Below are 12,716 nucleotides of genomic sequence, written 5' to 3'. Positions count from 1 at the left end.
TGACTGGGCCCGACCAGAACGCCGGGCGCAAACATGATGCCGAACCCGCATTGACTCTTGCTCCGACCAGGAACTTGCTTCGTGTCGATACGCGCCCGTCTCATCTGGCTGGTGATTGCCGTCATTGCACCGGCACTGGCCTTCGCGCTGTTCGCTACCTATTCGGTGTACCGGGCGCAATCGCAGCAGATCGACCAAGGGATGTACGAGACCACCCGGGGCGTAAGTCTCGCCGTCGAGCGCGAACTTGATCGCTTCGGCGCAATCGTCACGACCCTGGCCTCCTCACCCACATTGGTGAGCGGCGATCTACGTGCCTTCCATGAACGCCTGCAACAGACCATCCAACCAATAGCCACCGGCATCACCATATTCGACCCGAATGGCGCGCCGTTGGCTGACACGGACTACCCTTTCGGCGCGCCGTTGCCGATGCCACCAAGCCTGCCGGGGTTCGAAAACGCCCCACTGCTCGACGTCAGCCCCATGTTTCGCGACCCGCTGACGCGCGCGCACAGCGTCGCCATTCATCGTCCGGTGCTACGCGACGGACGTGTCGTGTACTACCTGACCATGAAGTTTCCGGCCAGCCGCATCGAAGCCCTGCTCCAGGCGCAGGAGCTCCCCGAGCGCTGGCTTGGTGCGGTACTGGACCAGACACACACCATCGTTGCGCGCACCCGGGACCCCGGCAGGCATGTCGGTGAAGTTGCGAGCGCCAACTTTGTCGCCGACTTGCGCGGGACTGCCGCTCGTGAAGGCAAGCTGATCTCCGTCACACGCGACGATCAACGCGTGGTTTCTTTTTTCAGCCGTGGCGAACGTTCAGGCTGGACGGTACTGATCGGCATTCCCCGCAAGGATTTGCTCGCGAGCGTATTGGCACCCATCGGGACCGCGGCCATCGGCATCCTGATGGTGCTCGCACTGGCAATCGGACTGGCCGTCGCGCTCGGCCGCACCATCACCCGCCCCTTGATGCAACTGGACCAGGCCGCCGGCGCCCTGGCGCGCGGGGAAGTCTTCGAGGCGCCACGGACCGGCATGGACGAGACCGACCGGACCGCCCAGGTGCTTGCCCAGGCCAGCAGGATCATTCATCGCTCGAGCCAGGAGATGGCAGAGCGGGTCGAGGAAGCCGTAGCGCAGGCCGAACGCTCGCATCGGGCGCTGCTGCAGGGCCAGAAGCTCGAGGCGCTGGGCAATCTCACTGCGGGTATATCGCACGAGTTCAATAACCTGCTGCAGAGCATGACCGTCGGCTTGCAACTGGCAGACATGCTCTCCCCGAACCCAAGGGCCAAGCGTGCCATCGAGGCGTGCCAGCGCTCGGCTCAACGGGCCACCCGTCTTACGCGGCATCTGATGACCTTCAGTCGAAGCCGCACCGGCGATATCGAACAGGTCGATTTGCGTACATTGATTCTCGGTATGCACGAACTGCTTACTGGCGCACTGCCCAACAACGTCGTTCTGCAGCTCGATCTGCCGGACCGTCCCTGGCCCGCAGCGCTGGACCCGGTGCAATGCGAACTCGCCATCCTGAACCTCGCGATCAATGCACGGGACGCCATGCCAGACGGCGGTCCGCTGATCGTCAGCCTGCACGACGTCGAGCATGGAGACACTGCCCTGCCCGGCCTGGGCGCGAGAACTTATCTGGGCATCGACGTCATCGACACCGGCTGTGGAATGAGCAGGGAGGTCCAGGCGCGGGCATTCGAACCGTTCTTCACTACCAAGGCCATCGGCGCGGGCACGGGCCTCGGCCTTGCGCAGGTCTACGGCTTCGCGCACCAGTCAGGTGGCGCGGTAGCGATCGACAGCGAAGTAGGCAGGGGAACCCGCGTCACGCTGCTCCTGCCACGCGTCGAGCACCGGAGCGAGCCGGCTGGCCCGGTACAGAAGGCACCAGCGCGTGCTAACCGAACCACGCGCGTGCTTCTGGTCGACGACGACGCTGAAGTGCGTGAGGTGGTGATGTCGATGCTCGAGGAACTGGGCTATCTGGTCGACGAGGCGCAGGACGCGGATGCAGCCCTGGCAAGGCTGGCCGACGACACGGGGCCGTCTATCGATGTGCTTCTCTCGGATATCGTGATGCCCGGTCGACTGGACGGAGTTGGCCTTGCGGCGGAAGTCCAAGGCCGATATCCCGCACTGCCCATCATCCTCGCGACCGGCTACACCGAGCGCCTCGCCGCCGAGCACGGGCTGCGTGTACTGGCAAAACCCTTCACCAGCCAGACCCTGGCCGAGGCGCTTCTCGACGCGCTCAACACGCCGAAGAGCGACGCCTCGGGCGCCCAGTGACTGACGCCTGCGCTATCGACTGAAAAAATAATCGGTTTTGCCGCCAGCCGACAGGCAGCACTGAAACGGTGCGCGTTCGCTTATTTTCGGTGGATGGAGCCTGAAATATCCGCAATGCCGGGATCTTGCGACGCACCGTTCAGGTTCACCTTCTGCCTCCTTTAGAGGCATCGGGCAGCGCTGCCGAAACGGCATCAGCATGCTCGATATTCTCTGCTTCTGCGCACAGCACGCGCCGCCAGATACTGCGCTCGCCGACCGCCATTCCGCGTCGGCAGAGCAGGATCGAGCCATGAACCAAACCCTTTGCGCCCGCCATCTCGAAGCCGCCGCGCTGCCGCTGATCGATACCGCCGGGCTGTTTTCTCCCGACCTTGCCGAGCGCACTGCCGTGGCCGAACGCATCGGTGCGGCCTGTCGCGAGGTCGGCTTTTTCTGCATCGCCAACCATGGTGTCGACCCCGCACTGCAACAGGCGGTGTTCGAGCAGGCGCGGACTTTCTTCGCTCAGCCGGAAGCCGGCAAGCGCGCGCTGGACAAGGTGTTCTCGAAGGCCAATCGCGGCTATGAGCCGTTGCGCGGCCAGGTGCTGGAAGCCGGTGCCCCGGCCGATCTCAAGGAAGGTTTCTACATCGGCGAAGAGCTGGCCGAGGACGACCCACGCGTATTGGCCGGGCGCTTCAACCACGGTGCCAACCAGTGGCCGAGCGAGCTTGCGGACTTTCGCCCGACCATGGAGCGCTATCGCGACGCGATGAATGCGCTGGCGAATCGGCTGATGGGCGCCATCGCGCTGTCGCTGCAACTGCCGGAGGAACATTTCGCCAGCTTCTGCCGCGACTCCATGAGCACCCTGCGCCTGCTGCATTACCCGCCGCAGCCGGCCAATGCCGCGCCCGGCGAAAAGGGCTGTGGCGCGCATACCGATTTCGGCGGGCTGACGCTACTTTTGCAGGACGAGAACCCCGGCCTGCAGGTCTGGGATCGCCACAGCAAGAGCTGGATTCACGCAGCGCCCGTGCCCGGCACCTATGTGGTCAATCTGGGCGACATGATCGCCCGCTGGACCAACGATCAGTACCGTTCGACGCTGCATCGGGTGGTCAACATGTCCGGGCGCGAGCGCTACAGCGTGCCGTTCTTCTTCAGCGGCAACCCGGACCATCTGGTCGAGTGCCTGCCGACCTGCCTCGCGGCGGGTGAAGCCCCTCGCTATCCCGCCGTGACGGTGGAAGAACACCACCGCGAGATGTACCGGAGGACCTATGGCTGACATCGTCCTTATCCATGGGGCCTGGGCCGGTAGCTGGGTCTGGGAATTGCTGCTGGATGGCCTGCGCGATGCCGGGCACCGACCGCACGCGGTCGATCTGCCGGGCAATGGCCACGACGCCACACCACTCGCCGAGGTCTCGCTGCAGCGCTATGTCGAACACGTCGGCGCATTGATCGAAACGCTGCCCGGCCCGATTCAGCTGGTCGCGCATTCCGGCGGCGGCGTCACCGCCACCGCCGTGGCCGAACATTATGCCGAGCGCGTCGCCGGGGTCGCCTACGTCGCCGGCATGATGCTGCCCAGCGGCATGGGCTTCGGCGAACTCTGTGCCGAGCTCGCCCGCGACTTTCCCGAGGTCAGCGGCATCGGTCCCTATCTCGAAGCCACGCCCGGCGGCAGCCGCGTACCGGGCGATGCCGCCTGCGCCCTGTTCTTCCACGATGCACCGGCACAGGCCGCCATCACTGCCGCGCGCCGCCTGACGGTGCAGCCCGATGGTGGCCGCGACATCGCTGCGCAGTGGACGGCCGCGCGTTTCGGTCGTCTGCCGCGCCTGTATATCGAAGCCACGCAGGACCGCTCCGTGCTGCCACGGGTGCAGCAGCGCATGCAGCAACTGGTGCCGGGTGCCGAGCGCGTGCGCCTCGATTGTGGCCATGCGCCGCAACTGGCCATGCCCGACGCACTGCTCGCCGCCCTGCTGGATTTCTTCGCTCGCCATCCTGAACCCGTGCACTGACCCGTTTATTGCATCGCGCTCACCACGCCGAACCTTCAAGGAGCTTCACCATGTTCAACAAAACCCTGCTCGCCAGCGCCCTGTTCGCGCTGTTCAGCCAATCCGCCCTGGCCGCCGACAAGGTGCGCTGGCTCAACGACTGGCTGCCGGCCGGCGACAAGGCCGCGATCTACCTCGGTGTCGAGCAGGGCCTGTTCGCCGCCGAAGGCATCGAAGTGGAAATCGCCAGTGCCCGTGGCGGTAGCGACGTGGTGACCAAGCTGGCCACCAACAGCGCGGACTTCGGCTCGGCCGGCCTGGCCTCGCTGCTGCAGGCCAAGGCCCAGGGCGAGGTGCCGGTGGTCGCCGTCGCGCCGATCTACAACAAACAGCCGGACGCCTTCTTCACCACCGAAGGTTCGGGCATCGATAGCTTCAAGGACATCGTCGGCAAGACGGTCGCCACGCCGACCTTCTCTGCCTCCAACGTGGTCTGGCCGCTGCTGCTGGAGCGCAACGGCATCGACCCGGCCAGCGTCAAGCTGCTCAAGCTCGACCCCGGCGCGCTGGCACCGATGCTCGCCACCGGCAAGGTGGACGCCACCATCAACTGGCTGACCGTCGCGCCCGGCTTCGTCCGTGCCCTCGGCGAGGCGGACAAGACGCTGACGACCATTCCCTGGTCGGAATACGGCTTCGAGGGCTACGGCCTGTCGCTGGTAGCCTCGCAGCGCTTCGTGCAGAGCCATCCCGAGGTCGCCAAGAAGTTCGTCAAGGCCTACCAGCAGGCGCAAAAGAACGCCATCGCCGACCCGGCTGCAGCGGCCGCCGCGCTGAAGAAAATGGTTGCCGAAGTCGACCAGCAGCAGGCCGAAGAACAGTTCGCTGCATCCGTGCCGCTGATGCAGAACGAGATCAGCGATGCAGAAGGCTCGGGCTTCAATGCCAAACGGCTGGCCACCACCTGGGAATGGGTCGCCAAGGCGCAGGGCATGCAGATCGATGCCCTCGACCCGGCCAGTGCCATCGACACCAGCCTGAGCGAGTGAAGCCATGAATGCCGCCGCCCTGCCCGCCACACCGCGCCCCAATATCAGCTTCGATCGGGTCAGCCAGGTCTTCACCTCCTCCGATGGCAGCGAGGTGGTGGCGCTGGACAACGCCAGTTTCGACATCGGCCGCCACGAGTTCATCGCGGTGCTCGGCCCCTCGGGCTGCGGCAAGTCCACGCTGCTGCGCATCCTCGCCGGGCTGGTGCGACCGACCCACGGCCAGGTCAGCATCTACGGCAGCCCGGTGGACGGCCCGCGCGACGAGATCGGTATCGTCTTCCAGCGACCGACCCTGCTGCCGTGGCTGAACATCCGCGACAACCTGACCTTTCCCATGCGCCACAAGTACGGCCGCGTCACCGCCCAGGAGATCACCCGCGGCGAGGAGCTGCTGGAGCTGGTGGGGCTGAAGGACTTCGGCAACAAGCGCCCGGACGAACTCTCAGGGGGCATGCAGCAGCGCGCGGCGATTGCCCGGGCGTTGCTGCACGACCCGGAAATCCTGCTGATGGACGAGCCCTTCTCGGCCCTCGACGCCCTGACCCGCGACGAGCTGAGCCTGGAGCTGCTGAACATCTGGACCCAGCGTCCAAAGACGGTGCTGTTCATCACTCACTCGATTCCCGAAGCGCTGCTGCTGGCCGACCGCATCCTGGTGATGTCGGCGCGCCCCGGCCGTGTGCAGGAAATCATCGACGTCGACCTGCCGCGCCCGCGGTCCATGGAAACCCTCACGGAGCCACGTTTCAATGAGCTCGCCAACCATATCCGCCGCAAGGTCTTCTCGCGCCATGCCGACCATTAAGCCCAGGGCACAACGCCTGAAGGCGCTGGCCGACCGCTTCGCGCCCTGGCTCGCCCTGCTCGTTTTGCTGCTGATCTGGGAAGCGGCCTGCCGCCTGCTCAAGCTGCCGAGCTTCGTGCTGCCCTCGCCCAGCGCCATCTTCGCGGCGACGCAGAAGGTCGGCCTCGGTGCCTGGGCCGAGCATATTTTCGCCACCCTGCGGGTGACGCTGATGGGCTACGGCCTGTCGATTCTGATCGGCATCCCGCTGGCCATCGCTCTAGCCTCTTCACGGGTGATGTCGCGCACGCTGTATCCGCTGCTGGTGATCGTGCAGTCCACACCCATCGTCGCGGTAGCGCCGATCATCGTGGTGGTGATGGGCGCCGGCGACCTTCCTCGGGTGTTTATCACCTTCCTCATCGCTTTCTTCCCCATCGTGGTGTCCTGCGTGACTGGCTTGCTGGCGACACCGGAGGAGCTGGTGGAGCTGTCGCGCTCACTGGGCGCATCGAAGGCCCGCGAGTACCGCAACATCCGCCTGCCCTATGCGATTCCGCACCTGTTTTCGGCGCTGCGCATCTCCATCACCCTGGCGGTGATCGGCGCGGTGGTCGCCGAGTTCGTCGCGGCGGAAAAAGGCCTGGGCTATTTCATCAACTTCTCCACCTCGATGTTCCAGGTGCCGCAAGCGTTCGCCGCGCTACTGATGCTGGTGGTGATCAGCCTGGTGCTGTTCCACCTGATCGGGCTGCTGCAGAAGGTCTGCTTTCCCTGGAGCCTGCCCAAGGCTGGGCATTGAAGCCCACCACCTCTTCATCTCAGTCTGGATAACGCCATGCCTCTCGACGATCTCGCCCTGCTGCGCAAAAGTTTCGACGTCGCCCGCCGCGCGCTGGAAAACGGCACCCATCCGTTCGGCGCCATCCTGGTCGGCCCGGACGGTGAGGTGCTGCTGGAACAGGGCAACGCCTACATGCCCGACCACGACATGACCGGCCATGCCGAGCGGGTGCTGATGACCCGAGCCTCGACCCGCTACACGCCGGAATTCCTCTCGCGCTGCACCATGTACACCTCGGCCGAACCCTGCGCCATGTGCGCCGGCGCCGCCTACTGGGTCGGTCTTGGGCGCGTGGTGTACGGTCTTTCCGAGCGCAGCCTGAAGGACCTCACCGGCAACCATCCGGAAAATCCGACGCTGGACCTGCCGTGCCGCATCGTCTTCGACGCCGGCCAGCGCAAGGTCGAGGTACTCGGCCCGCTGCTGGAGGACGAGGCTGCCGCCCTGCACGAAGGCATCTGGTAAGCAGCGCCAGAATCAGGCAAGCGCCCGGCAGGATCGCCATAACGCCGGCACCGTCCTCCATCGCAGTATTCGAACCACGGCGTCACCGACGTCGCCCGAATCCATCTGCGGAGGACAACCCCATGTCGAACATCACCGGCAAAATCGTACTTATCACCGGCGCCAGCAGCGGCATCGGTGAAGCCACGGCCCGCCTGCTGGCGGCCCAGGGCGCAACCGTCGTGCTGGGCGCGCGGCGTCTCGAACGGCTGGAAAAGCTCGTCGCCGAGATCGGTGAAAGCGGTGGTATCGCCGCCTGCCGCGCGCTGGACGTGACCAGCCGCGAGGACACCCAGGCCTTCGTCGACTTCGCCGAACAGCGCTTCGGCCGCGTCGACGTGATCATCAACAACGCCGGGGTGATGCCGCTTTCGCCGCTGGACGCGCTGAAGGTCGACGAGTGGAACCGCATGATCGACGTGAACATCCGAGGCGTGCTGCACGGCATCGCCGCCGGCCTGCCGCTGATGCAGCGCCAGCGCGCCGGCCAGTTCGTCAACATCGCCTCCATCGGTGCCTATGCGGTGAGCCCGACCGCGGCGGTGTACTGCGCCACCAAGTATGCGGTGCGCGCCATCTCCGAGGGCCTGCGCCAGGAGGTCGGCGGCGATATCCGCGTGACCCTGGTATCCCCGGGCGTCACCGAATCGGAACTGGCCGAGAGCATTTCCGATGACACCGCCCGCTCGGCCATGGACGACTTCCGCCGCATCGCCATTCCGGCCGACGCCATCGCACGCGCCATCGCCTATGCCATCGACCAGCCGGCCGATGTCGACGTCAGCGAACTGGTGGTGCGCCCCACCGCCAGCCCCTACTGAGGACGCCACCATGACCCTTCGTACCAGCACCACACTGGCCGCGGCCTGCCTGGCCGTATTCGGATCACTGACCTTCGCCTCGCTGGAAGCCGCCGGCAACGAGCGCCACGAACGTGGCGTCGAGGTGATGGATCACCTGTCCGGCGGCGCCGGGCAACCCGTGCTCGAAGCGTTGCGCAAGGACTATCCGTTTCTCGCCGAGGGCATCACCCAGTACGCCTTGGGCGATGTCTGGGGGCGCAGCGAGCTGGATGATCGCACCCGCCAGCTGGCCGTGATCGCCGCCTTTGCCGCTCAGGGCAATCTGCAGTACATGAAGGTGCACGCCGGCTACGCGTTGCGCCTGGGCGTCACCCGAGAGGAGCTGAAGGAGGTGGTCTACCTGACCACCGTGACCGCCGGCTTTCCCCGCGCCATCGATGCCGCCCAGGCACTGCGCGAGGTGCCGGACCCGGCGCCGCGCTGAGTATCAGAGCCTTTTCACGATCTCGCGAGCTAAAGGGCCGACGCGCAGTAGATCGTGAATAGGCTCTCAGGCGGTGCTGCGCAGCCGGGCCAGATCCTTCACCGGCGAGGCGCCGAACAGCCGGCTGTACTCGCGGCTGAACTGCGAGGGGCTTTCGTAGCCGACCCGGTAGCCGGCGCTGGACACATCGAGCCCCTCGGCGATCAGCAGCCGGCGCGCCTCCTGCAGGCGCAGCTGCTTCTGATACTGCAGCGGGCTCATCGCGGTGAGCGCCTTGAAGCGGTGATGCAGCGTCGAGCTGCTGAGGTTGACCCGCTGTGCCAGTTCCTCGATGCGCAGCGGCTCGACGTAGTTGCGGTTCAGCCATTCGATGGCGCGGGTGACGCGATGGCCCTGGCTGTCGCGCACGGCGATCTCGTGCAGGTGGCGCCCCTGGCGGCCGCAGAGCAGGCGATAGAAGATCTCGCGCATGGCCAGCGGCGCCAGAACCGGGATGTCCTGCGGGCTGGCGAGCAGTCGCACCAGACGTAGCGTGGCATCCAGCAACGGCGCATCGATGCGGTCCAGATAGACCCCGCGCGCCGGCCCTTCCACCGGCTGGCTCAACGGCGAGCTTTCGGCCACCAGGGTGGCGACCATCGCCGGGTCGATATCCAGGCGGATGCACAGGTACGGCTCGCCGGACGAAGCCTCCAACACGCGACCGGCCACCGGCACGGTGACCGAGACCACCAGGTAGTGCAGCGCATCGTAGGTATAGAGCTCGTCGCCCAAACGCACCTCCTTGCTGCCCTGCACGATGATGCACAGCGCCGGCTTGTGCAGCCCATGCACCAGTTCGCTCGGCGCGCTGCAGCGGATCAGGTGGAGGTCGTCAATCGCGGTGGGATGCATGCCGTCGTCGCGCACGAGGCCATCGATCAGCCGCGCCAGTGCGGCACGCTGGGCAATCGTTTCCTCGGCGGAATGAAGATCCATCTGGTTCATTGCAGGCAAACCGGTGGGAGCGGAAAGGACGGTTAGCTTAGCAGCCCATCCGGCCCGTGGTCGTCCCGCCCCATGGCAGTGCATCGGCACGACAGCGCTACCGAGTGAAGCACCAAAGCGATGCACCGGCTAACATCGTCGCATGGCCAACCGGTGGCGCAGCTGCCGTGGCCACGTCGCATCAAAATTCCTGACTGCCTGGCCAGCTTTTTGCTACACCCTGGTCATGAAAAACCCAGCGGACGCCCCCATGCCCGAATCCCAGACCGCACGCCTCCAGCTCTGCGGCATCACCAAACAGTACCCAGGCTGCCTGGCCAACGACCGTATCGACCTGTCGATCCAGCCGGGCGAGATCCACGCCCTGCTCGGCGAGAACGGCGCCGGCAAGAGCACCCTGATGAAGATCATCTACGGCGTGACCCAGCCGGACGCCGGCGAAATCCACTGGCAGGGCGAACGGGTGACCATGCGCGACCCGGCCCAGGCCCGCGAACGCGGCATCGGCATGGTGTTCCAGCACTTCTCGCTGTTCGAGACGCTCTCTGTGGCGGAGAACATCGCCCTGGCGCTGGGCGCCAAGGCCGGTACGCCAAAGCAGCTGGAGCCGAAGATCCGTGAGGTCTCGCAGCGCTACGGCATGCCGCTGGAACCGCAACGGCTGGTGCACAGCCTGTCCATCGGCGAGCGCCAGCGGGTGGAGATCATCCGTTGCCTGATGCAGGACATCCGCCTGCTGATCCTCGACGAACCGACCTCGGTGCTCACCCCGCAGGAGGCCGACGAGCTGTTCGTCACCCTGCGCCGGCTGGCGGCCGAGGGCTGCAGCATCCTGTTCATCAGCCACAAGCTCAATGAAGTGCGCGCGCTGTGCCAGAGCGCCACGGTGCTGCGCGGCGGTCGCGTGTCCGGTGAATGCATCCCCGCCGAATGCTCGGACCTGGAACTGGCGCGGCTGATGGTCGGCGATGCCGAGGGGCTGGAAGCCGAATACCCGAAGAGCGAGGGCCGCGCGCCGTTCCTGCGGGTGGAGCGGCTGTCCTGGCACAACGCCGATCCGTTCGGCGTATCCCTCGAAGAGGTGGACCTGGAAGTACGCGCCGGCGAGATTGTCGGCATCGCCGGGGTCGCCGGCAACGGCCAGGACGAACTGCTCGCCCTGCTCAGTGGCGAACAGCGATTGTCCGCCGCACAGGCCATGCGCATTCGTTTTCTCGGTGACGATGTCGCCCACCTGCGCCCCGACGCCCGCCGTCGCCACGGCATGGCCTTCGTGCCGGCCGAACGTCTCGGGCACGGCGCGGTGCCGAGCATGAGCCTGGCCGACAACGGCCTGCTCACCGCCTATCAACAGACCGGAATGGTCGAGCAGGGCCTGATCCGCCGCGGCAAGGTGCACGCCTTCGCCGAACAGGTCATCCAGCGTTTCGCCGTGAAGACACCGGACGCACAAACCCCGGCGGCGAGCCTGTCCGGCGGCAACCTGCAGAAATTCATCCTTGGTCGCGAAATCCTGCAGCAGCCGAAGCTGCTGATCGCCGCGCACCCGACCTGGGGCGTGGACGTCGGCGCGGCAGCGGCGATCCACCGCGCGCTGATCGAACTGCGCGATGCCGGCGCGGCGATCCTGGTGATCTCCGAAGACCTGGAGGAGCTGTTCCAGATCAGCGACCGCATCGCCGCCCTGAGCGACGGCAGGCTGTCGCCACAGCGCGCTACTGCCAGTACCTGCCCGGTCGAAGTCGGCCGCTGGATGGCCGGCCAGTTCGACACCAGCGACGCCCCCGTTTCCACCTCTGCTGCCTGACGAGAACCCATCATGCTGTTATCCCTGCAACCCCGCGGCGAGGCCTCACGGGCCATGCTTTGGTTTTCGCCATTGCTGGCGGCGCTGCTGACGCTGCTGAGCGGCGCGCTGCTGTTCGCCCTGCTCGGCCATCCGCCGCTGGAGACCCTCAAGGTGCTGCTGGTCGACCCGCTCGGCGATCTCTACGGCGTCTCCGAACTGCTGGTCAAGGCGCTGCCGATCCTGCTCTGCGCGCTGGGCCTGGCGGTGGTCTACAACGCACGCATCTGGAACATCGGCGCCGAAGGCCAGCTACTCATCGGCGCCCTGGCCGGCAGCGCGCTGGCGGTCAACATCATCGACTGGGATTCGCGCTGGGCACTGGTGCTGACGCTGCTGCTCGGCACGCTCGGCGGCGCCGCCTGGGCCGGGCTCTGCGCCTGGCTGAAGACGGCATTCAACGCCAACGAAATCCTCACCAGCATCATGCTCAACTACATTGCGCTGAACCTGCTGCTGTTCGCCGTGCATGGCCCGCTGAAGGACCCGGAAGGCTTCAACTTCCCCGAGTCGGCGATGTTCGGCGACGCCACGCGGCTGCCGGAGCTGATCGAAGGGCTGCGCGTGCATGGCGGTTTCTACTTCGCCCTGCTGGCGCTGGTGGTGGTCTGGGTACTGCTGCAGAAGAGCTTTCTCGGCTTCCAGATCAAGGTGCTCGGCCTGGACAAGCGCGCCGCCGGCTTTGTCGGCTTCCGCGACAAGAAGCTGGTGTGGATCGCCCTGCTGATCAGTGGCGGTCTGGCCGGTCTGGCGGGTGTCGCCGAAGTCACCGGGCCGATCGGCCAGCTGGTGCCACAGGTGTCGCCGGGCTACGGCTACGCGGCGATCACCGTGGCCTTCCTCGGCCGCCTAAACCCCATCGGCATCGTCTTCGCCAGTCTGCTGATGGCGCTGCTCTACCTCGGTGGCGAGAACGCGCAGATGGCCGCCAACCTGCCGCAATCCATCACCCAGCTGTTCCAGGGCATGGTGCTGTTCTTCCTGCTCGCCTGCGACGTGCTGATCCTCTATCGCCCGCGCCTGAAACTTTGGGCACGCAAGCCCCAGCTCGTCAGTGCCAAAGAGGGGCCGGCCACATGATCGTCCGCGCTGCGCTACTTCCCTT

The 12,716-nt window shown here is 66.1% G+C and carries 12 protein-coding genes; 11 read left to right on the top strand and 1 reads right to left on the bottom strand.

The window, feature by feature from the left end:
- Positions 1 to 81: 81 nt before the first annotated feature.
- The 9 genes from EA798_RS05665 (at position 82) to EA798_RS05625 (ending at position 8,778) form a co-directional block, all read left to right on the top strand.
- Positions 82 to 2,313: an ATP-binding protein gene (locus EA798_RS05665; protein ID WP_122098345.1), complete on the top strand. Its 2,232-nt coding sequence runs from the start codon at positions 82 to 84 to the stop codon at positions 2,311 to 2,313.
- A 292-nt stretch (positions 2,314 to 2,605) separates the two neighbouring features.
- Positions 2,606 to 3,586 carry an isopenicillin N synthase family dioxygenase gene (locus tag EA798_RS05660; protein WP_122098344.1) on the top strand — a complete coding sequence of 327 codons (981 nt, stop codon included), beginning with the start codon at positions 2,606 to 2,608 and terminating at the stop codon, positions 3,584 to 3,586.
- Positions 3,579 to 4,328, top strand: a complete 750-nt coding sequence (locus EA798_RS05655; protein WP_122098343.1) for an alpha/beta fold hydrolase — start codon at positions 3,579 to 3,581, stop codon at positions 4,326 to 4,328. Before EA798_RS05660 ends, EA798_RS05655 begins: the two co-directional genes overlap by 8 nt.
- A gap of 50 nt (positions 4,329 to 4,378) precedes the next feature.
- A complete protein-coding gene (locus EA798_RS05650) occupies positions 4,379 to 5,356 on the top strand; it encodes an ABC transporter substrate-binding protein (protein WP_122098342.1) in 978 nt (325 codons plus the stop codon).
- A gap of 4 nt (positions 5,357 to 5,360) precedes the next feature.
- Positions 5,361 to 6,164 carry an ABC transporter ATP-binding protein gene (locus EA798_RS05645; RefSeq protein ID WP_104096943.1) on the top strand — a complete coding sequence of 268 codons (804 nt, stop codon included), beginning with the start codon at positions 5,361 to 5,363 and terminating at the stop codon, positions 6,162 to 6,164.
- Complete coding sequence (locus EA798_RS05640; protein ID WP_106158043.1) at positions 6,151 to 6,945, top strand: ABC transporter permease; 795 nt, start codon at positions 6,151 to 6,153, stop codon at positions 6,943 to 6,945. Before EA798_RS05645 ends, EA798_RS05640 begins: the two co-directional genes overlap by 14 nt.
- A gap of 36 nt (positions 6,946 to 6,981) precedes the next feature.
- Positions 6,982 to 7,452 carry a nucleoside deaminase gene (locus EA798_RS05635; protein ID WP_003280143.1) on the top strand — a complete coding sequence of 157 codons (471 nt, stop codon included), beginning with the start codon at positions 6,982 to 6,984 and terminating at the stop codon, positions 7,450 to 7,452.
- Between the two features lie 122 nt (positions 7,453 to 7,574).
- On the top strand, positions 7,575 to 8,312 hold the full coding sequence (locus EA798_RS05630; protein ID WP_122098341.1) for an SDR family oxidoreductase: 738 nt from the start codon (positions 7,575 to 7,577) through the stop codon (positions 8,310 to 8,312).
- A gap of 10 nt (positions 8,313 to 8,322) precedes the next feature.
- Positions 8,323 to 8,778, top strand: coding sequence for a carboxymuconolactone decarboxylase family protein (locus tag EA798_RS05625; protein ID WP_122098340.1), 456 nt, complete (start codon positions 8,323 to 8,325; stop codon positions 8,776 to 8,778).
- Between the two features lie 66 nt (positions 8,779 to 8,844).
- Here EA798_RS05625 and EA798_RS05620 read toward each other — a convergent pair whose 3' ends face one another.
- The gene (locus EA798_RS05620; protein ID WP_122098339.1) at positions 8,845 to 9,765 is read right to left on the bottom strand and encodes an AraC family transcriptional regulator; all 921 of its coding nucleotides are present in this window, start codon (positions 9,763 to 9,765) and stop codon (positions 8,845 to 8,847) included.
- A 250-nt stretch (positions 9,766 to 10,015) separates the two neighbouring features.
- Between EA798_RS05620 and EA798_RS05615 the strand changes: the two genes are divergently transcribed.
- Both EA798_RS05615 and EA798_RS05610 read left to right on the top strand, forming a co-directional pair.
- A complete protein-coding gene (locus tag EA798_RS05615; protein ID WP_122098338.1) occupies positions 10,016 to 11,572 on the top strand; it encodes an ABC transporter ATP-binding protein in 1,557 nt (518 codons plus the stop codon).
- Between the two features lie 12 nt (positions 11,573 to 11,584).
- On the top strand, positions 11,585 to 12,691 hold the full coding sequence (locus EA798_RS05610; protein ID WP_122098337.1) for an ABC transporter permease: 1,107 nt from the start codon (positions 11,585 to 11,587) through the stop codon (positions 12,689 to 12,691).
- The last annotated feature ends 25 nt before the right edge of the window (positions 12,692 to 12,716 follow it).

It is taken from the genome of Pseudomonas songnenensis (assembly GCF_003696315.1).
In the GTDB taxonomy this organism is placed as follows: domain Bacteria; phylum Pseudomonadota; class Gammaproteobacteria; order Pseudomonadales; family Pseudomonadaceae; genus Stutzerimonas; species Stutzerimonas songnenensis.
The sequence above is the reverse complement of the archived record's forward strand: the minus strand, read 5'-3'. Positions and strand labels throughout refer to the sequence as shown.